The following is a 24777-nucleotide window of genomic DNA, read 5'->3' as shown; positions in this document are numbered from 1 at the left end:
CACCACACCCCAGCCCGAGACACCGCCCACCCCCGGCACGGCCCTGGTACAGGCCCGCGCGGCGGCCCTCGGCCTGACCTTGCCGGATGCCTGCATGCAGGGCGTGATCGGCAACACGGACCTGCTGAACCATTACACCGCCCTGCTGGAACAGGTCAGCCTGCCCGATCTGTGCGAACCTGCTGGCGAGTACACGCCATGACCCGGTTTGCCAGCGCGCTGGATCTTGCAGCCGACATCCGCTCTGGCAGGACAACTGCCGTCGCGGTCATGACGGAGGTTCTCGCAACCATTCGCCAGCATGACGGGGCTATCAACAGCGTAACCCATCTGTTCGACCAGAAAGGACTTGAACGCGCCCGCCAGATCGACGCCATGCGCGCACGCGGCCAGGCCCTGCCACCGCTGGCCGGTGTGCCGTTCGGCGTAAAGGACCTGTTCGACGTCGCGGGCCATGTAACCACCGCAGGCTCCGTCGTGCTGCAGGATATGCCAGCCGCCACGCAGGATGCAGCCATTGTCCAGCGCCTGAAGGCGGCCGGGGCCATTGTGGTCGCAAGCCTGAACATGGACGAATTTGCCTATGGTTTTGCGACCGACAATGCTCATTACGGCATAACCCGCAATCCGCACGATACGGCCCGCATGGCTGGCGGGTCTTCTGGCGGGTCGGCCGCAGCCGTCGCGGCCGGCTTTCTACCATTTACGCTGGGCAGCGACACCAACGGGTCTATCCGTGTGCCAGCGGCGCTATGCGGGGTATGGGGGCTTAAATCCACGTTCGGACGGCTGCCGCGCCAGGGCGCTTATCCCTTTTCCGCCAGTCTGGACGTGGTCGGGCATTTCGCCGGCACGCTCGATGATCTGATCAGCACATTCCATGTCATGGATGCCAGCCCCCCGAGCACGGAACCGGATGTGCAAACGCTCAGGATCGCCCGGCTGGGCGGATGGTTCGCGGCCGATATCATCCCCGCCATGGAAGACGCGATCTCACGCATCTGCACCGCGCTGGGCACCACCGAGCGCATCGAACTTCCTGAAACAGCACAGGCCAGAGCCGCCTCTTTCCTGATTACCGCGTGCGAGGGCGGCAACCTGCACCTGCCCCGCCTGCGCACGCAGGCCATGGCGTATGACCCCGCCACGCGTGACCGCCTGCTGGCCGGGGCGCTGCTGCCCGCAAACACCTATATCCAGGCGCAGCGTTTTCGCAGCCGCTTCCGCCAGCAGGTGCATGCGGCCTTTGCACAGGCGGACGTGCTGATCGCCCCCGCCGTAGCCTGCGAAGCCCCGCGACTGGACAGCCCAACCGTTCAGATCGGCGGCAAACAGGTCTCCGCCCGCGCCAACCTGGGCTGCTTTACCCAACCGCTCAGCCTGCCCGGACTGCCGGTCCTGACGCTGCCCCTGCGGGGCACAGGCACCCTGCCACTGGGCCTGCAGCTTGTCGCAGCCCCCGGGCGCGAGGCGGCGCTGTTCAGCGTGGCACGCGCACTCAAGCAGCAGGGGCTGGCCGGGCGGATACTGCCGCCGGATGCCCCCGCCCCCTGACAGGCCGGGACCAGAAAACCGACCATGCCTGTTTTTTCACGTTTCCTGCGGTATTTCATGGCGGTGGCCCGTCATGGGTCCATTCGCAAGGCCTCGGACGAACTGCATATCGCAGCCTCCGCCATCGACCGCCAGATCCTGCAGGGCGAAAAAACCCTGGGCACGCCGCTGTTCGAACGCCTGCCGTCAGGCCTGCGACTGACTACGGCGGGGGAGGTGCTGCTGACAGCGTGCCACCGCTGGTCACGCGACTTCAAGGCGTTGCAAACCCAGATCGACAACCTCAAGGGCCTGCGTCGGGGAGAGACGGATATTCTGATCCCCGATGCGCTGACAAAGGGATTTCTGCCCGCTTTGCTGGCCCGCCTGCGGGAGAGCCATCCCGGCATTGTCGCCAGCGTACATATTCGCAAAAGCCGCGATATGGGCGAAGAACTTGTAAAAGGTCACGCTGACTTCGCGCTGATGTTCAATCCCGTACCCATGCGTGAACTGAGTGTGCGCGCGCAAAAGGATATTCCACTGGGGTTTGTCTCGCCCCCTGGCCACCCGATTGCCGTAACACCCCAGGCCCGCTTCAGCCAGGTTGCGGATTATCCCATGATTATTCCAGCCCCCCCTCTGGCCCTGTGGCGCTCGATCAGCATGCTGGAAGCAGAAACCGGCGTGCAGATCGCAGCCGTTATCAGGACCGACAATATCCAGATGATCAAGTCCCTGGTGCTGGAGGGAACCGGCGTGGGAATTCTGAGTTACCTGGATGTGTATGACGAGGTGCAGAAAGGCCAGTTGGCATTTACCCCCATCGTCAACCGCAAGCTCTCGCCCCTGAACCTTGCGTTATGCGTGGATCGTTCGCGCCAGTTGTCCACGGCCGCGCGTTTTGTCATGCATGAAATCGAGGCCTGTTTTTTTCATACGCCCTGACCCCTCCGGTCTGGGGCGGTATGTATCGTGCCCGCAGGCCACCGGCAAGGCTGTTCGCGGCATTCCCGAAAGAGCGTTTTCAGCCCGGCCTGCATCCAGGCCGCGGCACTAGAACCCTGCCGCGCACCCGTCGCTTCGCGGGTCCGACGCACCTTCGAACAGGCCGCTGGCATGTCGCACCACTGCCCCGGCATGCCCCATAAGGCTTGAGAACGGGGCGACCCTTTCCACCACATGCCCGGCCTGTTCAAGCCTTGCCACCACGCCGGCATCGAGCGTGCTTTCCACTTTAAGCGTATTGCTGGTGCTGCCCCATGTCCGCCCCAGCAACCAGCGCGGTGCGGTAACCGCCTGCTGCAACCCCATGCCAAACCGGGCGTAACGTGTAAAAATGGCAGCCTGGGTCTGGGGTTGTCCTTCACCGCCCATGGTACCGTAAACCATCACCCGCCCGTCATCAAAGCGCGCAAGTGCTGGGTTGAGCGTATGAAACGGCTTGCGGCCGGGTTCATACGCATTCCAGGTACCGGGCTCAAGCTGGAACGACGCTCCACGGTTCTGCCACAAAAGGCCGGTCCGGGGCAGGAACACTCCCGACCCGAATTCGAAATACAGGCTCTGGATCATGCTGACGGCAAGACCCGTGCCATCGATCGCGCCCATCCAGGTCGTGTCGCCCTGCTGGGACGGCACCGGCCACGGCATGGCGCGGTGCCTGTCGATCCCCGCCGCCAGTGCCGAAAGCCCTGCCTTGTCGTCCAGAAACGCCTGGGCGTCCCGCGTCATCCAGCGCGGATCGCCCACATGGGCGTTCCGGAACATGAACGCGCGTTTGGTTGCCTCCACCAGCCCGTGTATATGCGCAAAGCCCTCGCCCTCCGCTACGTTCAGCCTTTCGAACAGGTCCAGAATGGCCAGAGAGGCCACACCCTGCGTGGGCGGCGGCGTGTTGTAGACATGCACCCCGCTCAGCCTTGTGTGCAGGGGGGTCTTGGGCTCCACGGCGTGACGGGCAAAATCCCCTGCCGCCAGCGGGCTGCCCGCCGCGCGCAGATCGGCCAGCAGCAGGTCGGCGATGTCACCGGTGTAAAAACTGTCCAGCCCCTGATCGGCCATGTGCTGCAAGGTCGTGGCGAGTGCGGGGTTTTTACGAATCTCTCCCGCACGGAACGTATGCCCGTTCGGGGCATAGCTGTCGGCAAAGGCTGCATTGCCCAGCAGTTCGCCGCCTTTCTGGGCCAGAAGATGCGCCTCACTTTCCGAGACGGCATACCCGTTCCGGGCGTACCAGATCGCGTCGTTCAGCAGATCGCGCACAGGCAGGGGTGTTTGCAGCGCCGCGCTGCACTGCAATGCAGCCTGCCAGCCCGATACCGCACCCGCCATGGTATTGGCCGCCAGCCCGCCACGCCAGGGCATTGTGTCAGGGCCCTGCTGACGGTACAGATCGATACTTCCGCCCTGGGCCGCGCCACCGCAGGCATCGAGCACCTGCATGCGACCGTCCGGGTAGGCGATAAGCCAGAACGCGTCACCCCCCAGCCCCGTCATATGCGGGTACACGGCGGATAAGGTCGCGGCCATGGCGGTCACGGCTTCCAGCGCCGTGCCACCTTTTTTAAGAATATCCAACCCGCTCTGGCTGGCCAGATGGTGGGGGGATGTCACCATCCCGCGCGTGGACTGAAATGTCTGCAACATGGCTCTACCTTGCACGATCACAACGGAATGAAAAGCCTGCCCTTCTTACAGGCAGGCAACATTGTCCGCCCGCGTCAGTCCCCACAAGCCATGGTGCGGGACAAACCCGCTATGTGGATATGCCCTGCCGGTCGCGCTGCTTTTTACAGGGACCCGATCACCTTCAGGCCCACCAGCGCCGCGTCGGGCGTCCGGCCGTTTTCATTCGGGCGGATCATGTACTGGAATTCCGGCTGCACAAGAATGCCGGGCACGGCATCGATGGCATAATAGGCCTCGATCACGTGGGAGTCCGTCTGCGGCGCCAGAACCTGCGCCCCCAGCGAATACCCTGCGGCAAGCGCGTACATCTGCCCCAGTTCCTTGCGGTGGCTGACATGGTACCAGGAATAAAGAATGCCCAGCCTGTCCTTGTCCCGCGTGGGAATGACGCCGTTGAAGGCAAGCCCACCGTAAGCCTGGTCCGAAATGGACGAGACATGCGGCGTATTATGAATGTAACCCGCCATCAGATACCCGCCCGCCATCTGGCTGGCTCCGCCCTTGCGGTAGACCATCTGATCGCCTTCGAACCAGAACATGTCCATGGGTGCGCTGCGCGAATGCGCGAGAAGGCTTGCGGGCTTGGTGCCGATAATATCGGGATAACGGGTTGTATCGTGGGCGTAGCCGAACACGTAATGGCCCGGCAGTTTGTCGCGCGTCAGGTAAGGCTGCCACGTGAATTCGATCGGCAGCATCAGCCCGGTCGCGTCCTCGCTGGCCCAGGCCCAGCCGCTGGGACCGGCCGCCAGGGGACTGACGGAATATGCGCCAAGCTGGATGGAGGTGTCACGCGTCGGGCGGAAACGGATACGGCTGCCCCAGGTCGCTTTGGGGTACACGGCAAAACCCGGGTCGACCTTGAGCGCGACGGGGGCCGAACATGTCACCATGAAAGAGCAGATGAGCGGCGATGTCGCAAAGACGTGGGTCAGCGACATGCGGCCGAAGGTGATATCCATCCGGTTGTCGAGAAATTTCTTTTCGGCATAAAAATCGACAAGATGGGCCACCACATGCCCCGACAGCCCGTACACTTCCATCAGGTTGACGTAGTAATCCCCCACGCGGTCGTGCGATACCTCGCGCCCGGCACGGTTCATGAGAAGCGTGTGAACGGTCCAGCCTTTCAGCCCGGCCATTTTTTCCAGATCGAAATTCATCTGCAGTGTCAGTTCATGGACATAATCCATGCCCCGCCTGATCCCGCCATTGATGTTGGCCATGGCTTCACCCTTGTAGGTGAATGAAAAAGCGAAACCCTTTTTCTGCAGACGTTCGCGAAAAGGCATGATCTGCGGGAGCATGTGACCCCCCCCCGCCACGGGCACATAATACGGATCGGCAAGATCGGTCTGGCGTTGGGCATCCACCTCGGACGGCAGCAGCCAGGACACAGCCTCATGATCGCTCATGGCATCCAGTTCGACCTTGTGGCGCAGCGCACCGCCAGGTGCCGTGGCAGGAGCACCCGCATGGGACAGATCGGCATTGACCATGACTTTGGGGGCGGCTGCATCGGCATTATGAAGAGCCGGGGCCTGGTGCTCGATTATTCGGGAACCATCTGCCGCCTTGACCGTTACGGTCTTGTGCCTGGGCTCAGGGGCGGTCTGCGCTGCGGCACTTGCGTATGATGATGCGCAGCAGATGGCAATGCCGCACAGGCGAATTTTCATTTTATACGTGTGTTGGAAAAATATTTTAATATTTATCATCTTTACACCAATCCGCCCGAGGTCTTTAAGTTGTCGCAACAAGTGACACGAGGCACTGTAGCGGGACCATAAGCCCCGAGATCACGATAACGCGATCTCTTTTTGGCGCGTGTCTGCGCGCCGATCGTGTCCGCTCATCATCATGCTTACGAAATATACCGCGTTATCAAGCCGGTACAGCCAATCCGCCAGGATCGGACCGCACGATATGCGTCTTTCCTTGCGTTATGCGCATGGTAGCATTGCATTTCTGTTACCCCTTTTTTCGCCTCTCAAAAAAAACGCTTCCATTTCAAAAAAAATCGCTGTGGCACTCGCTCTTTTCGTACTTATTCATAAAAATCAAAGACTTAGTTATAACAAAATACAGCCGGAAAGTCACATTTAATGCAATTCATTCTCATACTCAACCCGCTCCCCGGAGCATGCAAGGCATTTGAATTTGCCGGGAACTTCCGTCAGAACAATAAGTGCTAGCCAATTGTTCACCAAAATTACGGAAGCAAGCAGCATGGTTGAGACAGAAATAGGGAAGTCGAAATTCGGCACGATAGACGTGTTCCGGGTTCTATTCTCTCTTATCAATATAATTATTGGATTGTATTTGTTAAAAGGAGGCTTCACCCTCCTTTCGCTCGGAGGTTCACCTTACTATTTTCTTGCCGGTTTGGCCTACGTAGCCATAGCTGTTCTTTATTTTCTTAAAAACCGCTATGCTTTACTCCTTTCTGTTATAACATTTGTTGCAACATTTATTTGGGCGCTGTGCGACACACCCGAATTCGGATACTGGGCGCTGCTGCCTCGACTCGTCGTGCCGGCGATTCTTTTCACCCTCAGCCTGTGGCTTTCCGCTGCGTATTCCGCTCCCTATTCGCTGGGGCAGCGCAAAGGCATGGCCGGTGTCGGTTTCGGTATCCTGGGCTGCCTGGTGATTACGCTGGTCGAAGCGTTCTCCCCGCATGGTGAAATCCACAATCCCGACGCCCTGGCACCGCCGCCTGCAACCCCCGTTGCGACAAATGCCCCCGACGACTGGGAATTTTTCGCGCGCGATCCCAACGGCACCCGGTTTGTGCAGTACACCCAGATCACCCCGCAGAACGTCAACAAGCTGCAGGTTGCCTGGATTTACCGCACCGGCCGCAGGCTGAAAGGGTCCGGCATCGGGGTGGATGAAAACACACCGTCGCAGATCGGCAACGTTCTGTATTCCTGCACCCCCGAAGATATCGTAACCGCGATCGATGCAGACACAGGCAAAAGCCTTTGGAAATACGACGCCAAGGCCCGCACGGCCGAGCACGTGTCCTGCCGCGGTGTTGGCTACTACGACATCGACAAGGACACCTCGCTCACGGCTGAGGAAAAGGCGCTGCCCACGGATGGCACTCCTGTTTCCTGCCGCCAGCGTATTCTGGTCGAAACGGTTGACGCGCGCTTCCTCGCCCTGGACGCCCATACCGGCGTGCCCTGCGAAGGTTTTGGTGAACACGGCAGCGTCGACCTGAAACCCCAGATGGGTCCGACCGAGAACAGCAAGCGCTATCACCCGACCGCCATTCCGGTTGTCATGGGGCATGTCGCGGTTATCGGCGGCTGGGTCCGTGACATCGTGCATGGTGAACCCTCCGGCGTCGTGCGCGCCTACGACGTTCGCACCGGCGCTCTGGTCTGGGCATGGGACGTTGGCGATCCCGACAACACGGGTGCCCCCGAAGGCGACAAGACCTACACGCTCGAAACCCCGAACGTCTGGGCCGTTCCTACCTATGACAAGGAACTGAACCTCGTTTACCTGCCGACAGGCAACGGCCCGCCCGATTACTGGGGTGGTGACCGCGACGCGGCAAAAGAGAAGTTCGGCGCCGCGATTGTCGCTGTCGACGCATCGACCGGTAAAACCAAATGGGTTTTCCAGACCGTGCACCACGACGTGTGGGACTACGATCTGCCGTCCCAGCCGGTCCTGCATGACATGACCAATGCCAAGGGCGAGACTGTCCCGGCCTTGATCCAGACCACCAAGACCGGCAACATTTTCGTTGTCGACCGCCGCACGGGTGAACCCGTGACGGAAGTGGTGGAACGCGAAGTCGCGACAACTCCGTCCGCCCAGGGCGAACACCTGTCCAAGACGCAGCCTTTCTCGGTTGGTATGCCGACGATCGGCGCCGATCCGCTGACCGAACAGTCCATGTGGGGCGTCAGCACCTTTGACCAGCTTGGCTGCCGTATCAAGTTCAAGCAGTCGATCTACACCGGTCCGTTCACCCCGCCGGGTGAAAAGCCGTATATCGAATGGCCCAGCCTGCTGGGCGGCATGAACTGGGGTGGCGTCGCGATTGACGAAACCCGCGGCCTGATGTTCGTCAACGACATGCGCATGCCGCTGCAGATGACGCTCGTCACGCAGGAAAATGCCAAGAAATACAAGGTTTCGACCGATGAAGTCCCTGGCTTCATGGGTACGATCCGCCCGCAGGTGGCAGGCCCTTACGGCGGCGTGAAGATCGACATTCTGCAGTCCGCATTGCAGGTGCCGTGCAACACTCCGCCCTTCGGCACCATGAGTGCTATCGACCTGCGCACGAAAAAGCTCGTGTGGCAGGTGCCGCTTGGCACGGTGCAGGATACGGGCCCCATGGGCATCAAGACCCATATGCCCGTACCGCTTGGCATGCCCACCCTGGGTGGGCCGACAGCTACGGCATCCGGCCTGGTGTTCTTTGCCGGTACGCAGGACTACTATCTGCGCGCCCTGGATGCCACGACTGGCAAGCAGGTCTGGAAAGAACGCCTGCCCGTTGGCGCTGTAGCGGCTCCGCTGATCTACAAGTCTCCTAAAACCGGCAAGGAATATGTCGTGATTTCCGCAGGTGGCATGGCTCACTCCCCGGATATCGGCGACTACCTGATCGCCTACAGCCTGCCCGACGGTGCCGGCACCGCCGACGCAAGCAAGTAAGCAAAAGCCCACAGCCTGAAAGCAGGGCCATCTTCATGCACTGAAGATGGCCCTGCCATTTAAAAAGCCACTGCTCCGCCTGCCATGACCTGGCTCTGGGGCAGTGGCTTTTTTTATGTCCCAAGCCTGCCGCAAAACCGCAGAACGGACATAAGCCAACACAGCGTGACAACCGACCATGGCGGGCAGAACAGGCTGCCGTTCATGCCCGATAGCGGGAACAAGCTTTTCCGCAGCGATTGCCGCACAGGCGCGCGGGAACCGCACGGATTGAATACCGTTGGCCACGCCGCCCGCTCCTTCCCCAAACGCGACCATATGGGCGGATGGGAACAGCCTTGCCCGAACCCGTCGACAGATACTTTTTATAAAAGACGCAAAAAGGAATAAGGGTCAGATCGGCAGTTCAGGGTCGCACTTCACTTCCTCCATGACGGAATAGGTGTGGGTCTGGCGGATGCCGGGCAGCCGCGTAAGGGTCTTGCCCAGAAAATTACGATAGGCGTTCATGTCGCGCACGCGCGCTTTCACCAGATAGTCGAACCCGCCTGCCACCATGTAGCATTCCGTGACCTGCGGGATGGCCTTGATCGCCTTTGAAAACGCTTCGAACAGGTCGGAAGTCGAGCGATCAAGCGTGACCTGGATAAACACGACCAGACCGAGCTGAAGCGCATCCGGGTCGAGCCGGGCCATATACCCCGTGATCACCCCCGCCTGCTCCAGCTTGCGCACACGTTCGAGTGTTGCAGCCGGGCTCAGATTTATGGCCCGCGACAGATCCAGATTACTCAGGCGTCCGTTTTTTTGCAGATTCGTAAGGATTTTGCGGTCAAGTTCGTCCATGGCCCATCCGTAACCGAAACAAAATTCGTTCATTTTCTTATAAACGGATTATAATTTTTTAATAGAGATCATCTTCCGTGTTTCATTTGGTTTAAGGCGCTGTATGTGAGGATCAGAGTTTCCTCGCTTCAACGTTCCCAGCAAATGCAGGCCGGAATGACCCTTTCCTCCCCTTTCGCCACGCTTCTTGACGCTGTTCCCGCCCGCTCCACGCTGCGCGAAGCCATTACGGCCCAGACACGCCCGCCCGAAATGGCGCGCGTGCGTGCGCTGGCGACAGAAGCGGCCATTCCCGCGGACCTTGCCCCCACCGTGAACCAGACCGCGTACCGGCTGGTCAAAGCCCTGCGTGATGCGGGCACGACGGGGATCGTGCAGGGGCTGGTGCAGGAATATGACCTGTCCACGCAGGAAGGCGTGGCCCTGATGTGCCTGGCCGAAGCGCTGCTGCGTATTCCCGACACCGCAACGCGTGACGCGCTCATTCGCGACAAGATCGGCCAGGGCAACTGGCGCGGCCATGTGGGGGACGACAGTTCCCTGTTCGTCAACGCCGCCACCTGGGGCCTTGTCGTATCGGGCAAGCTGCTGTCCACGTCGCAGCCGCAGGGCACGAAGGAAGGGCTGGCTGGCAGCCTGTCCAAGCTGATCTCGCGCTGCGGGGAGCCGGTCATCCGCCGCGGGGTGGACATGGCCATGCGCCTGATGGGCGAACAGTTCGTAACCGGCCAGACCATTGACAGCGCGCTCAGGAACAGCCGCCGCCTGAACGCCAAGGGTTTCCGCTATTCCTACGACATGCTGGGCGAAGCCGCGACCACGGCCGCCGATGCCGACCGCTACTACCGCGATTACGAAACCGCCATCCATGCCATAGGCAAGGCGTCAGCCGGGGCGGGCGTTTATCGCGGGCCGGGCATTTCGGTCAAACTGTCGGCCCTGCACCCCCGTTACGCCCGCCTGCAGCGCGAGCGGGTCATGGCCGAACTGCTGCCGCGCCTGACTTCGCTGGCCCGTCTGGCCTGTCAGTACGACATCGGTTTCAATATCGATGCCGAAGAAGTGGACCGCCTGGAAATTTCGCTCGACCTGCTCGAAGCCCTGTGTTTCGACGCAACGCTTGCCGACTGGAAAGGCATCGGCTTTGTGGTGCAGGCTTACCAGAAGCGCGCCCCCTTTGTTCTGGACTGGGTAATTGACTTGGCACGCCGCAGCGGCAAGCGCCTGATGGTGCGTCTGGTCAAGGGCGCTTACTGGGACAGCGAGATCAAGCGCGCACAGGTGGAAGGGCTGACCGACTTCCCCGTTTTCACCACCAAGGCGCATACGGATATTTCCTATATCGCCTGTGCGAAGAAGCTGCTTGCCGCACCCGACGCCATTTTCCCGCAGTTCGCGACCCACAACGCCCAGACCCTGGCCAGCATCTACGCGCTTGCCGGACCCGATTTTTCGGTGGAAAGCTACGAATTCCAGTGCCTGCACGGAATGGGCGAGAGCCTGTACAAGGAAGTCGTGGGTCCCGCCAAGCTCGATCGCCCCGTGCGGGTCTATGCCCCCGTCGGCACGCATGAAACCCTTCTGGCGTATCTGGTCCGCCGCCTGCTTGAAAACGGTGCGAACTCCTCCTTCGTCAACCGCATTCAGGACGAGGCCGTCACCATTGAGGAACTGATCGCCGATCCGGTCACCACGCTGAAGGCGCATGACGTTCCCAGCAGCATTCGTCTGCCTGCCGACCTGTTCAAGCCCGAACGCATCAACTCCGCCGGGCTTGACCTGACGGACGAAAACACGCTGCGCGACCTGGCCACCGAGCTTGCCGTCCCTGCCCCGAAACTGGGCGACAGCGGCGAGGCCGTGCTGAACCCGGCCGATCATGGCGACGTGGTGGGTCATGTCACCTTTGCCACCCCGACGGATGTGGCCCAGGCCGTCAGCCGCGCCCAGGCCGCCTTTGCCGGGTGGAGCGCCCGCTCGCCGCAGGAGCGCGGCGCAGCACTGGCCGCCGCCGCCGACAGGCTGGAAGCCGAAACCCCGTACCTGCTGGGCATTATCGTGCGCGAAGCGGGCAAGACCTTTGCCAACGCCGTGGCCGAAGTGCGTGAAGCGGTTGATTTCCTGCGTTATTACGGCGCGCAGGTTTCCACCACCTTCAGCAATGACACGCATCGCGCGCTGGGGCCTGTGGTCTGTATCAGCCCGTGGAACTTCCCGCTGGCTATTTTCCTGGGCCAGGTTGCCGCTGCCCTGGCGGCGGGCAATACCGTGCTGGCCAAACCGGCGGAAGAAACACCGCTTATCGCGACGGAGGCCGTGCGCATTCTCCACGCCGCCGGCATTCCCGCCGACGCGGTACAGATCGTGATCGGCGCGGGCGCCGTCGGGGCCGCACTGGTGGGCAATGACGGCGTTCGCGGTGTCATGTTCACCGGCTCTACCGAAGTCGCACGCCTGATCCAGGCACAGCTTGCAGGCCGCCTCAACCCCGACGGCCAGCCCGTGCCGCTGATTGCCGAAACCGGTGGCCAGAACGCCCTGATCGTGGACAGTTCCGCCCTGGCCGAACAGGTGGTGGGGGATGTGCTGTCCTCCGCGTTCGACAGTGCCGGCCAGCGCTGCTCGGCCCTGCGTATCCTGTGCCTGCAGAATGACTGCGCCGATCGCGTGCTGACCATGCTCAAAGGGGCAATGGAAGAACTGGCCGTGGGCAACCCCACCCAGCTTGCCACGGATATCGGGCCGGTTATTTCCGCCGAAGCACAGGGACTGATCAACGGGCATATCGAAGCCCTGCGCAAGCAGGGTTACGCCGTGCACCAGACCGCCATGCCCGAAGCCTGCGCACAGGGCACATTCGTGCCGCCGACACTGATCGAAATCGGCAGCATTGCCGACCTCAAGCGCGAAGTGTTCGGCCCTGTGCTGCATGTCATCCGCTACGCACGCCAGGACCTGAACGCGCTGATGGATGCCATCAACGCGACGGGTTACGCCCTGACGTTCGGGGTGCATTCCCGCATTGACGAGACCATCAGCGCTGTGACGGCCCGCTCGCATGCTGGGAATATCTACGTCAATCGCAACCTTGTAGGCGCGGTTGTGGGTGTGCAGCCTTTTGGCGGGCACGATCTGTCGGGCACCGGCCCCAAGGCGGGCGGTCCGCTCTACCTGCGCCGCCTGCTTTCCGCCTGCCCGGCTCTGGCGGCACCGCTGGCGGCCCCGCTGCCCACGCTGGTGCATCGCTATCGTATCTGGCTGCAGACCACGCAACCCGAGCTGAAGCCCGACACGGCCACCACGCCGCTGGGCATAAGCCTGACGCTGCCCGGCCCCGTGGGCGAGGACAATGTCTACAGCCTGACACCGCGCGGGACCGTGCTGTGCGCCGGCCCCACGACGGACGCCCTCTACCGCCAGATCGACACCGCGCTGGCCACAGGCAATACAGTCAAGGCCCCGGCGGCGCTGCTGCGTGCCCTGCCGCCCCTGCCGGTCGATCTTGCATCCCTTATCAGCGCTTTTAACGATGGTGACAGAATCGACGCTGCCATTATCGACGCCGGGGCGACGGAACAGGCACGACTGGAACTGGGCGAACGCCTGGCTAAGCGTGCGGGCCAGATTGTCAGCCTGAATGTCTCCCGCCCTGACGGCAGCTACATGCTGGAATGGCTGGTGCTTGAACGCGCATGCAGCACCAATACGACAGCGGCGGGCGGCAACGCGGCCCTTATGGCTTCGCAGTCCTGAAAGGCCAGGCGGGGAGAGCCATTTAAAAACCCCAGTAAAGACGCCATCCTTACCAGGATGAAAGCCGCTCTCCCGGCCAGATAACGGCACGGGAGAGCGTGTGCGCACCGGCCGCGCGGGAAAACACACCCTTCCGGACAGGCAGTTTCCAGGCATAGGGGAGCCTTACAGGCCCCGAGCGCATTCGCGCGCGCCATATCATTTCGAAAACGTTACGTAAAAATAAAGCCTTTTCAAAATTTTTTCTTGCGACTCCTGCCGATATTCGCCACAAATGGCCCCGTGATGCAGCGCAACGCCCACCGGGCGCGGTTTCCTGTGTGAAATTAGCATCAATCACCCCAAAATAATGTTGCAATAAAGCAACACCGCGCAACGTTATGTTGCTGTTCCAGCGCCTTCATTCGCGCGGTCCATCGCCAGATTCCGCAATTAAATCCGTTGTATAACAATACGTTATAAAAATTATTCCGGAAAAATATCTTTCGCTTCCGAACCAAATATGCAACATCTCCAAACCGTAACATATTTGCAAAAAACCGGAGCGCCTTTATACCGCTTCTTCAAGCGATAAACGGGCACAGCAACCCCCTGCGGGCTGGTCAGGGCCGTTTTGTTGCAATCGTGCTGCCCCGTCCCATCGGGTCCGGTCCACGGAGGCCGGATAATGGAATGTTTTTTGTAGGGTCCTGCATCTTTCCGCAAGGGAATCGATGGCGGAGTCAACTTCGGAGTCATAAGAATAAATGAAGCATGTGATCAAAAGAGGTGTTCTGGCGGCTGGCACTTCCGCGCTGGTCCTGGCGGCTGTGACCGTGCCTGCGACCGCTATCGCAGCCACCAAGTCCAAGACCCGTTCCGCGCACGTATCTTCGGTCCACAGCAAGACTGCGCGCACGCACGCAACGACTGCCGCTGCCGCACCGGTCCGGCATGTCGCACCTGCTGCCCTGACCTCTCACCGCACCGAAGAAGTCGGCGTCGTGGGCCATCCCTACCGTGCGCAGACCGTGACTGTCGGCATCGCCCAGTTGCAGCGCGCCGTGCCCGGCACGAACCCGATGAAGGTTCTTGGCCAGCTTCCCGGCGTGATGTTCCAGTCGGGCGACCCGCAGGGCCTGGACACCTATTCCGCCCAGATCATGATGCACGGCTTCCAGCAGCAGGAAATCGGCATGACGCTCGATGGCATGCCGCTGGGTGAAATGACCTACCGTAACTACAACGGCACCAACCCCCTGCAGGCGATTTCGTCCGAAAACGTCGCCAGCATGGACGTGTCGCGTTCCGCCGGCGCGGAAACCGTGGCAGCGACCAACAACCTCGGTGGCTCGATCGAATACATCTCCTCCGACCCGAAGGACAAGACGGGCGGCCAGATCAACCAGATGTTCGGCAGCAACTCGACCTTTCACACCTTTATCCGGTTTGATTCGGGCAAGCTGAACTCCTCTGGCACCAAGTTCTATGTCTCGTACATGCGCAACGACAACCAGATGTGGAAAGGCGCGGGCGAGCAGTTCCTGCAGCAGGTCAATGCCAAGTTCGTCCAGCCCATCGGCGAGCGCAGCAAGATCAGCATGTTCTTCGACTGGAGCGACCTGCACCAGGACGTGTACAACGACTATTCCTTCGACATGCTGCACAAGCTGGGCGGCGGTAGCCAGGCCAACTACTACAATGGCGGGCTTTCCGGTTACCAGACAGCCTACAACGCGGCACTGGCCACCCAGGGCCTGCCCGGCGGCAGCTACCCGGCCGGTTTTTCCTCGCTGAGCGACCCGGCTGACGCGGCCTATTATTCCGGCGGCCAGAACAGCGTGGATCTCCTTGGCGGCCTGAAGGCCGACCTTCAGCTGACCGACCACGTCAAGTGGACCACCACCGTCTACGGTCACAACCAGCAGAACCAGACCACATGGGTCACGCCGTACTACGGTTCGCCCAACGGTTCGGCCATGAGCGACCTGGTGAAGGAACCCGAAATCCGTCGTTTCGGCATTCTTTCCGCCGTACATTACAACGTCAAGCACAACGAGCTGGCCGGTGGCGTGTGGTATGAAAACAACCACTACCAGTCCCCCATGAACGCCTATGCGGAACCGGCTCTGGTCAACGGCACGCTGAGCGGCCCGCTGGTGAACGACCTGAACCACTTCTCCAATCCGTTCGCCAACATCTTCAACCAGACCTACAACACCAACACCTTCACGGCGTTCGTCAACGATACGTACCATCCGGTGCGTAACCTCGACCTGCATTTCGGCTTCAAGTCGGTGCTGAGCACGACCCGCGTCGGCAATGGCTGCCTGAACTCCAACTATTATTACGGCATCGGCAGCGCCAGCGCCTGTGAAGGCGGCGCCTATTACGCCAACACGGAAGGTCTGAGCGCCAGCCAGGCCATTACCAGCGGCACAGGCATGACGGTGGCAAAGCCTTTCCTGCCCCATATCGGCATCGCGTACCGCTTCCTGCCGGGGCATGAAATCTTCATCGACATTTCCGAAAACGTGCATACCTATGCGCAGTCGGGCTACAAGCTGTCGACCTCCCCCTTCGCCTATACGCAGGGTGCTTACGACACGGGCCATTACCGCCCCGAAACCGCGTGGACCTATGCCATCGGCTACCGGTTCAACAACCGCATGATTTCGGCCAGCGCCTATGCCTACCGCACCAACTTCAACAACCGTCTGCAGCAGGTCTCAACGGGTTCGATCATCAACCCCGTCGCCTCGGTCGCCAACGTCGGTGGCGTGACCATGAACGGTGTGGATGCGGGCCTGACCATCCGCCCCATCCGTGGCCTGGAACTGTATAACAGCATCAGCTACAACCACGCGACCTACGACCAGAACCTGACAACGGCCGATGGCACCTACAACACCAAGGGCCAGCAGGTCGTGAACTACCCGCGCCTGATGTACAAGGCCCGCCTGTCCTACACTTGGCACAATGCCACGGCCTGGATCGACGGTTCCTACATGAGTGCGCGTAACTTCAGCTACGTGGGTGACGTCAAGGCGCCGGGCTACTGGCTGGCCAACCTGGGCGCGGATTACAAGCTCGGCAACATGGGCAACTACATCCATGGTGCGGGTTTCGTGCAGAACCTGGTGTTCTCCTTCACGGTCGCCAACCTGACGAACGCGGGCTATATCTCCACCATGGGCGAAGGCGGCAACCCGCTGAATATCGCCAATGGGGCAATGAGCTACAACTCCTTCATGATTGGCGCACCGCGTCAGTATTTCGGCTCCGTCCGCGCCGAATTCTAAGCGGATATATCTGGCGGCAGCATGCTCCACCGGCCCCGGGCCGTGTGGACAGGCAGCAGCCGGTCACGGCCTTATGGCTGGCGCGGGGCCCTTCGGGGCCCCGTTTTGCTGTACAGATGCCAGACTATGCGACACGTCAGCGCATACCATGCACCAAGCCGCCGCGCAGACTGGCGCATGCCCTGACGGGTTTTACAGGAGCAGACGCGGCACCGCCTGCCCCTGCACTCGCCCCCTGCCACATCCGCCAGGCCGGGTGCCCGGCACCCAGCATGTTATGGCATTTCGGTAACAAACCGATCACTTCTTCAAAGATCCTTACACGCCCCATTGACCGAACCCATCTGAACCGGCACTGGCGAATGGATACCGACATGCGGCTGCACCCATTTTTTCGGTGCAGCCGTTACAAAGGATTTTTCGCATGAGCGTTTACTCCGGTCCCGTGTTCGACATGGCACGGCAACAGTTTGACGGCATTGCCGACTATCTCGATATCGACATCAAGCATCGCGACAGACTGTTCCTTCCCAAACGCGCCATTGCGGTGACCTGCCCGATCCACCGTGACGACGGCAGCGTGGCGGTTTTTCAGGGCTACAGGGTGCAGCACCATCTCAGCTGCGGGCCGACAAAAGGCGGCACGCGCTTTGCGGCATCGGTCGATATGGGCGAAGTGGCGGCACTGGCTGTCTGGATGAGCTGGAAATGCGCGCTGACCGGCCTGCCCTATGGCGGCGGCAAAGGCGGGATCGCGGTTGATACCACGACCCTTTCCCCCCGCGAGCTTGAAGCGCTGTCACGGCGCTACATGCAGGAAATGATCCCCTTTGTCGGCCCCGACATTGACGTCATGGCGCCCGATGTCGGCACCAACGAACAGGTCATGGCCTGGTTCATGGACACGTATTCCGTCCACCATGGACATGCCGTGCCGCAGATCGTGACCGGCAAGCCCCTTGCCGCCGGTGGCACGGCGGGCCGGCGTGAGGCCACGGGCCGGGGTGTCGTGCATCTGATCGGGCGGGCGGCGGAAGAAATTGCCATGCCCCTGCTGGGCGCCACGGCCATTGTGCAGGGCTTTGGCAATGTGGGGTCGGTCGCGGCACTGGAACTGGCGCAGCGCGGTGTGCGCGTTGTCGGTGTCAGCGATCATTCGGCCTGCTACTACGACCCCGCCGGCCTGCCTGTGGCAGAGCTGGATGCGCATGTACGCGAACATCGTTGCCTTGCCGGCTTTACCACCCAATGCACCATCGACCCGCAGGCACTGCTGGTGCAGCCCTGCGACATTCTGGTTCCCGCCGCCCTTGAACGCGTGATCGACGCTGACACGGCAGCCAGACTGCAATGCCGCATTCTGGCTGAAGGGGCCAACGGCCCCACCACCCCCGATGCGGACCGTGTTCTGCGCGAACGCGGTGACGACGTGTTCGTCATTCCCGATATCCTGTGCAATTCGGGCGGGGTCGTGGTCAGCTATTTTGAATGGGTGCAGGGTATCCAGAAAATTTTCTGGGAAGAGGACGAAGTCAACCGTCGGCTTCTGGTCATTCTGGACCGGGCGTTCGATCAGGTCATTGCCCGCGCACGCCGCGACAGGGTTGGCCACCGCACGGCAGCGCTCGCCATTGGCGTGGACCGTGTTCTGCAAACCAAGATATCGCGCGGGCTGTTCCCGTAAGCCACGGCCGGCGCACCCGCCACGCATGACCCTGCGCGGGTGCCGCCACCCGGTGTCGGCCTTTAAGTCATGCGCGTGGTTTGCCAATGCATGGGCAAGCAACGTATTCTTGGTGCCCGGGCCATTCGTCATGATCCGGGCACGGGAGTATGGAGTCCATTATGAGCGAAACCAGCAGACGCGGTTCTTCCGACGTCTGGATCACGGCGGCCTACGAAGCCCTGCTTGAAAACGGGGTGGACGCCGTCAAGATACAGCCGCTGGCCAGAACCGTGGGCCTGTCGCGTACGAGCTTTTACTGGTTTTTTGAAGACCGCGAGGAACTGCTGGCAGCCCTTGTCGCCCTCTGGCGACAGAAAAATACAGGCGGCATTCTCAGACAGGCCGAAGCCTATGCGGAAACAATTGTCGAAGCTGTGCTGAATGTCTTTGACTGCTGGCTGAACGCCGATCTGTTCGACTCTCCGTTCGAATTCGCCATGCGAAGCTGGTCCCTGCAGTCGGCAGATATTCTGGCCGAAGTGCAAAGTGCCGATCAGCTCCGCATTGCAGCCCTGACACAGATGTTTCAGCGCTTCGGTTACAGCGAAACCGCCTCGGACGTGCATGCCCGCGCCATATACCTGGTGCAAATCGGTTATATCTCGATGCAGACGCACGAAGACGGTCCAAGCCGCATGGAACGGATCAAGGATTATGTGACGGTTTTCACGGGGCACACCCCTCAGCCCCGTGAACTGGAGCGCTTTTTCGCCCGGCATCGCTATACGGGCCCCGTGGCGGCAGACCGGCAACCGACTGCCGCCACACCCTAGCGCACGATTGTGTTGTCCCAGGTTACGACCTGCCCGGGCCGCCTCTCCACCGGGCAGGAAGTGCTTGAGCCCTATTTTATGGCTGCCAGTCCGGCCTGGGCAATATCCTCGTCATGGTCGGGCGTATCGACCGACACGCCAATCCCTCCGACCAGATGACCGTTGATGACGATGGGCTCGCCCCCCTTGAGCATGACAAACCCCGGGGCGGTCGCAAGTGCGGGTCTGGGGCCTGCCACCGCGGCCTCCAGCGTGGCGGTGGAGCGACGGAACATCACCGCCGAACGGGCTTTTTCCGGCGCCAGACGGGAGCTGGCGCGCATGAAGGCGTTGTCCATACGGATCTGCAGAATGACCTCACCCGCGTCATCCACAATGGCTATGACGCCGGTTGCGGGAATGGTTTTGGCTTTCTGGATCGCGGCGTCGGCAATTTTCTGCGCAAGCGCAAACGGCAGCACAGGCCGCGCGGGCAGCTCGACTGGGGCCGCCTGCACGGCGGACAGCGGCACACCCGCGACCATGACCGCCATGACCGCCATGCCCAGCCTTGCTGCAAGACCCGCATGCCGGGTGCGGCCCGGTGCGGGGATACCTGCACCTGATATGTGTTGACGCATCTGTATTATCCTTTTCATGCTGGGAAAAAGCAGCCCGGTGCAATGATACACCGGGCTGCACAGGGCGTTCAGGGCCGCGTATCGTCATCGGGCTGGGGAATTCCGGCTCTGAGCTTCGCTACCGTGGCAGCGTCAATCCCGGATGCGTGGTTCCCCCAACTCGAACGGATAAAGGTGACAATATCGGCCACCTCCTGATCGGACAGCCGGTGTGCGAAAGATGGCATGGTAAAATGTGTTGATGCGGTGGCCGTGGCAGGCACTGTAGCGCCGGAAAGAATGATATTCACCACAGAACGCGCATCTGGCGCATTAACAACCGGGTTACCAGCCAATGCGGGGAAAGTGTTGTCATATCCCTTGCCAGACGTCAGGTGGCAGGCAGCGCAGTTGTTGAGATAATCCAGTGCGCCTGACAGCGTGACCCGCCCTGCATCGAGTTCGCGCGTTACATGCGGATCATAGACCACCTCCCGGTCGTTCGGGGATGCGGGAAGTGTCTTGAGGTAACGGGCCATGGCCCGCAGGTCGGCATCGCTCATGAACTGGGTGCTGGCTGTCACCACATCCGACATTTCCTCGAACGCGGCGGCATGCACGTTGCGACCGGTCTTGAGAAACTGGACAATATCGTCCTCGCTCCAGTTCCCCAGGCCTGTCGTCTTATCGCCCCGCAGGTTATTGGCGACATTCGCGCCCACGCGCCCCCCCGCGAGATACAATGCCCCATCCTGCTGGTTCAGGGCTTTTTCCTGCAGGGCCAGACCGCGCGGCGTATGGCACGTACCGCAATGCCCCAACCCCTGCACCAGATAAGCCCCACGATCGACCACCGCATCCCCCGTCAGGTGTAGCGGCGCCACCCGCACCTCGGGGGCGAACATCCAGCGCCAGATCGCCAGAGGCCAGCGCATGGACAGCGGCCAGCGGATATCCGCCGCCTTTGCCGGTGTAGAGGCAGGCTTTATGCTCTGCTGCAAATAGGCATAGAGAGCATGCATGTCGTCATCGCTGACATGAGCGTAGGATGGGTACGGCATGGCGGGGTAAAGGGTGGTGCCATCCTTGCGGATGCCACGCCGCACCGCGCGTTCAAAATCCTCGTAACTGTAAGCCCCGATCCCGTGCGTGCGGTCGGGTGTGATGTTGGAGGAATAGATCGTGCCAATGGCGGACACGATGGGCAGCCCCCCCGCGAACGGTGCGCCCCCCGGCGCGGTATGACAGGCGGCGCAGTCCCCCAGAATGGCGACATAGGCCCCGCGTTCGACCAGTTTTGACGCAGCGGACGATACAGGGCTGGCGACAGGCTTTGCAGCCGGCGCCGTGGCGGGTGCCGCCGATGGCGGCAATGCCGGGGCTGCACCCTGGGCCATGGCCTGCCCCGGCAGGACCAGACCAAAACTCAGCCACAGGGCCGCACCACCCAGCAGGGATGTCGGTTTGACGATCGCTTTCATGACGGTATCCTCAGACGGGAACCAGCGGACCGGGTGATTTGAGATACCGGTCCCGGATGGCGTGCGCGCCCATATAGGTCAGCCCCCCGATCAGTCCTGTCGGGTTGTAGCCGAAATTCTGCGGAAAGGCCGACGCCCCGAACACGAACAGGTTGGGCACATCCCAGCTTTGGGAATACCGGTTAACCGCACTTGTTTTCGGGTCCGCGCCGGTAATGACACCGCCTGTGATATGCGTTGTCTGGTACTGGCGGGTATTAAAATGATCGCCGGGTTTGCGCATGGTCACGGTATGTGACTTCGGGTTCATTTTCGCCACGATTTCAAGCGCGCGATCGGTGACGAACCTGGTCATACGGTATTCGTTGTCATGCCAGTCGAACGTGATCCGCGCCAATGGCTGGCCCAGCGCATTGCGATAGGTGGGATCAAGGTCGACATAAGCCCCACGGTAAGACATGACGGAAGAATGGGTCTGCACACGCGTGGAATGCAGATAGGTGTCCTTGGCCGCCTTTTTCCATGCAGCCCCCCAGGCAGGTGTACCCGGTGGCACGTTAAGCTGCTGGAGCGGGCGCCCGCCGGTGGTGCCACCCAGAATATAACCCCCACCGATAAAACCATGCGGCGCATGATCGAAATGATCGGCATTGAATTCGTCAATGATCTGCTGCGCCCCCGCACCCGCGCCAATGAACGGGTTGGTGGCGACGTCCTTGTCAAAGAACAAGGCGGATTCACTCATCATCTGATACGCGAAATTCTTGCCGATCACCCCTTCCCCGGTATTGGGATCATAAGGCTTGCCAATCCCCGAAAGCAGCATGAGCCGCACGTTGTTGATCTGGAACGAGGACAGAATGACCAGATCGGCAGGCTGAATGACCTCCTGCCCGGCGGCATCCACATAAGTGACGCCAGTTGCCCGCTTGCCGTCCGATGACAGGTTGATTTTGGTGACGTTGCTGTGCGTGCGCATTTCAAAATTGAGTTTGCGCAGCAGGGCGGGCAGAATGGTCGTCTGCGGAGACGCCTTGGCATAGATATAACAGCCATATCGTTCGCAGTAGCCACACAGGTTGCATGGCCCCAGCCGGACCCCATACTGGTTGGTCCAGGATTGGGAACAGTTTGCGGCAGGCTGGGGAAAGGGGGAATAGCCCATTTCTCTCGCGGCAATGGCGAAACGGCGCGCCCCCTCGCTGTCGGGCAGGGCCGGCGTGGGGTAACCCCGAGACCGCGGGCCTTCGAACGGATTGCCGCCAGGAATAAGTGTTCCACGAATATTGCCAGCCTGCCCGGAGGTGCCGCAAAGCTGTTCAAACTCGTCCAGATAGGGTTCCAGTTCGTCATAGGTGACGTCGTAATCCTGGATCGTCATGTCCTCGGGCAGGAATTTTGCCCCATAACGTTCGACATTACGGGTGCGGAATTTCAGGTCCTCGGGGGACGGGCGGTAATGCTGGCCGTTCCAGTGCATTCCGGCCCCACCTACATTGTCAGGCAGCAAAAACACATTGAGCTGACGGTAAGGCACAGCCGTATCGCCCACGGCGTGACGGATGGTCACTGTATCCTTGCTCAGCCGCTGGAACAGATCGCCCCGGATACCGTATTTCAGTTCATCCACAGCCTTGGGGTAGGTCCAGTCCGGGGCCGTGTCACGGTAGGCCCCGCGTTCCAGAGCCACCACATTCAGCCCTTCATTGGCCAGTTCCATGCTCAGGATCGAACCGGTCCAGCCCAGGCCGATCACGACAGCATCGACAGGTTTTAATGTTACAGTCATGGTCTTATGCTTTCTCACCCTGAATGGAAACGGGACCGAGCGGGTAGACTTCGCCCGGGCGCTTCATCCAGCTTTGGAAATCCGCGCGTGCGCCGGGAAACCCGATCATTTTCCAGCTTCCCATATGCCTGTTGCCGCCATACATCGGGTCAGCGAAATAGCCTTCCTTGGTGTTGGCCAGAAGCTGGATGAAAAATTCAGCAGGTTTCGCAATCCGCGCGAGCGGGAACGTCCCTTTCTGCAATGCGCTCAGCACCGCATCCTGTGTTGCGGGGTCCAGCGCGCTGAAGACAGTGCCGTGCGCGCTGGTGCATGCCGCGTCGATATCGGCAATGGCGGTACGGTAAAATTCGCGCGGTGCGTACTGAAGCTGATACCCGAGCGAAGGATCGACATCGGGAACGAAAGGACTGCTGAGATACCAGAATTCGCCATAGCCGTACCCAGTCTGCATCTGTCGGTCTATGAATTCGGGCACACCCAGCTCAACCCCGCCCGGCCCTTCAAGGTCGGCGGGAATAAGCCGGTCGATGGCCGCATGCAGGAACGACCATTCCGCCGCATTGAAAAACGTCGGAGCATAATCTGAGGTAGGGGGCGGTTTGACTGTCGCCCCCAATGCAGTGGCTGAGGACAGGAGTTCAGTGCCAGCGCTGCTGAGCAGCACCACGCCCGGAACAACACCAATAGCCTGACGCAGAAACGTCCGGCGGTTCTTGAAACTCTCGTTGAGAGGCATGGAGCTCTTCCATTCAATGGCGAACCGTGACCGCGCTCTGGAAACGGTTGCTCGGTGAAGGGACACAATTGTCGGGGTTCAGATGGGTTCTCGATCTTGTCTTGCGTGACGCAAATCCTGTTACGCAGGGGGGCGGGAGCAAGTTTCCAGACCGGCAATCACATAATAATGAGGTCAATCGCGGCACTTTACCGGCGATAGACAAGAGAGATAAAACAACACAAATCATAAATACGTCAGAACATATTCAAATATACATTTATCAAAAATAACTACGCTTCCGCGAGTCGTTTTTATAATTTTGTTATAACAAAAATAGAGAATTATTATTGAATAAATTCCTGTATTTTCTTCTCTATGCTACACATCCAGCGCCTGCCGAGCCCGAAACCACCACCGGATGAACCAGCCCCTGCCCCCAGTCCTTATTCTATATTGCAGCACCTGCTTCACACTGGCTCCGTCCCATGCCCTCGCGGCAACACAAAATGCCCGTGCCTGAACGCGACACTCCATAGCCATCCCATGCGACATCACCAGCTTGTGCGGCAGACACTTCCGGGGCCGCCCTTTGATGCTTCGGCGAACAAAAGAGGCCGACACACTGCCTGCCGCACAGGATCGGAGGCGACGAGACTCTCATTGCCTTTTCGAACAGATTTTGTTGCAACAGAATCACAGCGTGATGCCTGTCGTATAAACACCGCTCATGTCGCACGAATACCGTATCAAATAGCACGCCCTTGCCCCCGGAAACTGTGGCACAGAAATCACAACAACAGGGATGAATGGGGTTTTGCCGGTTTAAGGAGGAGCTTTTACAACCCGTTTTATGCGCCTGGCACAGCGGTCCCTGACTGTTTTTTGATAAAAATATTCT

General features: G+C 60.5%; 15 protein-coding genes. 8 read left to right on the top strand and 7 right to left on the bottom strand.

Annotated elements, in window-relative coordinates; genetic code table 11:
- The 3 genes from ABF990_RS05815 to ABF990_RS05805 all read left to right on the top strand — a co-directional run.
- On the top strand, positions 1-202 hold a 202-nt coding region (locus ABF990_RS05815; RefSeq protein WP_415506519.1), incomplete at its 5' end, for a DUF4089 domain-containing protein.
- Positions 199-1554: an AtzE family amidohydrolase gene (locus tag ABF990_RS05810; RefSeq protein ID WP_415500743.1), complete on the top strand. Its 1356-nt coding sequence runs from the start codon at positions 199-201 to the stop codon at positions 1552-1554. The genes ABF990_RS05815 and ABF990_RS05810, both read left to right, overlap by 4 nt.
- Before the next feature lie 24 nt (positions 1555-1578).
- Entirely contained in the window at positions 1579-2481 is a 903-nt protein-coding gene (locus tag ABF990_RS05805) for a LysR family transcriptional regulator (protein ID WP_415490459.1), read from the top strand.
- A gap of 108 nt (positions 2482-2589) precedes the next feature.
- Here ABF990_RS05805 and ABF990_RS05800 read toward each other — a convergent pair whose 3' ends face one another.
- Positions 2590-4182 carry a gamma-glutamyltransferase family protein gene (locus ABF990_RS05800; RefSeq protein ID WP_415500742.1) on the bottom strand — a complete coding sequence of 531 codons (1593 nt, stop codon included), beginning with the start codon at positions 4180-4182 and terminating at the stop codon, positions 2590-2592.
- Positions 4183-4325: 143 nt separating this feature from the next.
- On the bottom strand, positions 4326-5723 hold the full coding sequence (locus tag ABF990_RS05795) for a carbohydrate porin (protein ID WP_415490544.1): 1398 nt from the start codon (positions 5721-5723) through the stop codon (positions 4326-4328).
- A 730-nt stretch (positions 5724-6453) separates the two neighbouring features.
- On the opposite strand from ABF990_RS05795, the gene ABF990_RS05790 reads away from it, so the two are divergent.
- The gene (locus tag ABF990_RS05790; protein WP_415490461.1) at positions 6454-8910 is read left to right on the top strand and encodes a membrane-bound PQQ-dependent dehydrogenase, glucose/quinate/shikimate family; all 2457 of its coding nucleotides are present in this window, start codon (positions 6454-6456) and stop codon (positions 8908-8910) included.
- A 393-nt stretch (positions 8911-9303) separates the two neighbouring features.
- Here the strand turns inward: ABF990_RS05790 and ABF990_RS05785 are convergent, their stop codons facing one another.
- Positions 9304-9756: an Lrp/AsnC ligand binding domain-containing protein gene (locus ABF990_RS05785; RefSeq protein ID WP_415500741.1), complete on the bottom strand. Its 453-nt coding sequence runs from the start codon at positions 9754-9756 to the stop codon at positions 9304-9306.
- 156 nt (positions 9757-9912) lie between these two features.
- Between ABF990_RS05785 and putA the strand changes: the two genes are divergently transcribed.
- The 4 genes from putA to ABF990_RS05765 all read left to right on the top strand — a co-directional run bounded on the left by putA (position 9913) and on the right by ABF990_RS05765 (position 19289).
- Complete coding sequence (gene putA, locus ABF990_RS05780; RefSeq protein WP_415500740.1) at positions 9913-13509, top strand: bifunctional proline dehydrogenase/L-glutamate gamma-semialdehyde dehydrogenase PutA; 3597 nt, start codon at positions 9913-9915, stop codon at positions 13507-13509.
- A gap of 746 nt (positions 13510-14255) precedes the next feature.
- Positions 14256-16790, top strand: coding sequence for a TonB-dependent receptor (locus ABF990_RS05775; RefSeq protein ID WP_415500739.1), 2535 nt, complete (start codon positions 14256-14258; stop codon positions 16788-16790).
- 424 nt (positions 16791-17214) lie between these two features.
- Positions 17215-18474, top strand: coding sequence for a Glu/Leu/Phe/Val family dehydrogenase (locus ABF990_RS05770; protein ID WP_415506518.1), 1260 nt, complete (start codon positions 17215-17217; stop codon positions 18472-18474).
- 161 nt (positions 18475-18635) lie between these two features.
- Positions 18636-19289 carry a TetR/AcrR family transcriptional regulator gene (locus ABF990_RS05765; RefSeq protein ID WP_415490465.1) on the top strand — a complete coding sequence of 218 codons (654 nt, stop codon included), beginning with the start codon at positions 18636-18638 and terminating at the stop codon, positions 19287-19289.
- Between the two features lie 71 nt (positions 19290-19360).
- Here ABF990_RS05765 and ABF990_RS05760 read toward each other — a convergent pair whose 3' ends face one another.
- From ABF990_RS05760 to ABF990_RS05745, 4 genes are all read right to left on the bottom strand, one after another.
- Positions 19361-19909 carry a GlcG/HbpS family heme-binding protein gene (locus ABF990_RS05760; RefSeq protein ID WP_415490466.1) on the bottom strand — a complete coding sequence of 183 codons (549 nt, stop codon included), beginning with the start codon at positions 19907-19909 and terminating at the stop codon, positions 19361-19363.
- A gap of 68 nt (positions 19910-19977) precedes the next feature.
- Positions 19978-21369 carry a cytochrome c gene (locus ABF990_RS05755; protein WP_415490467.1) on the bottom strand — a complete coding sequence of 464 codons (1392 nt, stop codon included), beginning with the start codon at positions 21367-21369 and terminating at the stop codon, positions 19978-19980.
- A 10-nt stretch (positions 21370-21379) separates the two neighbouring features.
- Positions 21380-23158, bottom strand: coding sequence for a GMC family oxidoreductase (locus ABF990_RS05750; RefSeq protein ID WP_415500980.1), 1779 nt, complete (start codon positions 23156-23158; stop codon positions 21380-21382).
- A 4-nt stretch (positions 23159-23162) separates the two neighbouring features.
- The gene (locus ABF990_RS05745; protein WP_415490469.1) at positions 23163-23897 is read right to left on the bottom strand and encodes a gluconate 2-dehydrogenase subunit 3 family protein; all 735 of its coding nucleotides are present in this window, start codon (positions 23895-23897) and stop codon (positions 23163-23165) included.
- Positions 23898-24777: the final 880 nt, after the last annotated feature.

The organism is Acetobacter sp. (assembly GCF_047723915.1).
In the GTDB taxonomy this organism is placed as follows: domain Bacteria; phylum Pseudomonadota; class Alphaproteobacteria; order Acetobacterales; family Acetobacteraceae; genus Acetobacter.
This window is presented reverse-complemented; position numbering and strand designations above follow the sequence as displayed.

Bases quoted from the DNA above. Each gene is read 5' to 3' on its own strand.
- ABF990_RS05760 (WP_415490466.1), bottom strand. From the start codon at position 19,909: ATGCGTCAACACATATCAGGTGCAGGTATCCCCGCACCGGGCCGCACC.
- putA (WP_415500740.1), top strand. From the start codon at position 9,913: ATGACCCTTTCCTCCCCTTTCGCCACGCTTCTTGACGCTGTTCCCGCC.
- ABF990_RS05795 (WP_415490544.1), bottom strand. From the start codon at position 5,723: ATGGTCAATGCCGATCTGTCCCATGCGGGTGCTCCTGCCACGGCACCT.
- ABF990_RS05750 (WP_415500980.1), bottom strand. From the start codon at position 23,158: ATGACTGTAACATTAAAACCTGTCGATGCTGTCGTGATCGGCCTGGGC.
- ABF990_RS05805 (WP_415490459.1), top strand. From the start codon at position 1,579: ATGCCTGTTTTTTCACGTTTCCTGCGGTATTTCATGGCGGTGGCCCGT.
- ABF990_RS05765 (WP_415490465.1), top strand. From the start codon at position 18,636: ATGAGCGAAACCAGCAGACGCGGTTCTTCCGACGTCTGGATCACGGCG.
- ABF990_RS05775 (WP_415500739.1), top strand. From the start codon at position 14,256: ATGAAGCATGTGATCAAAAGAGGTGTTCTGGCGGCTGGCACTTCCGCG.
- ABF990_RS05790 (WP_415490461.1), top strand. From the start codon at position 6,454: ATGGTTGAGACAGAAATAGGGAAGTCGAAATTCGGCACGATAGACGTG.
- ABF990_RS05785 (WP_415500741.1), bottom strand. From the start codon at position 9,756: ATGGACGAACTTGACCGCAAAATCCTTACGAATCTGCAAAAAAACGGA.
- ABF990_RS05755 (WP_415490467.1), bottom strand. From the start codon at position 21,369: ATGAAAGCGATCGTCAAACCGACATCCCTGCTGGGTGGTGCGGCCCTG.
- ABF990_RS05800 (WP_415500742.1), bottom strand. From the start codon at position 4,182: ATGTTGCAGACATTTCAGTCCACGCGCGGGATGGTGACATCCCCCCAC.
- ABF990_RS05770 (WP_415506518.1), top strand. From the start codon at position 17,215: ATGAGCGTTTACTCCGGTCCCGTGTTCGACATGGCACGGCAACAGTTT.
- ABF990_RS05810 (WP_415500743.1), top strand. From the start codon at position 199: ATGACCCGGTTTGCCAGCGCGCTGGATCTTGCAGCCGACATCCGCTCT.
- ABF990_RS05745 (WP_415490469.1), bottom strand. From the start codon at position 23,897: ATGCCTCTCAACGAGAGTTTCAAGAACCGCCGGACGTTTCTGCGTCAG.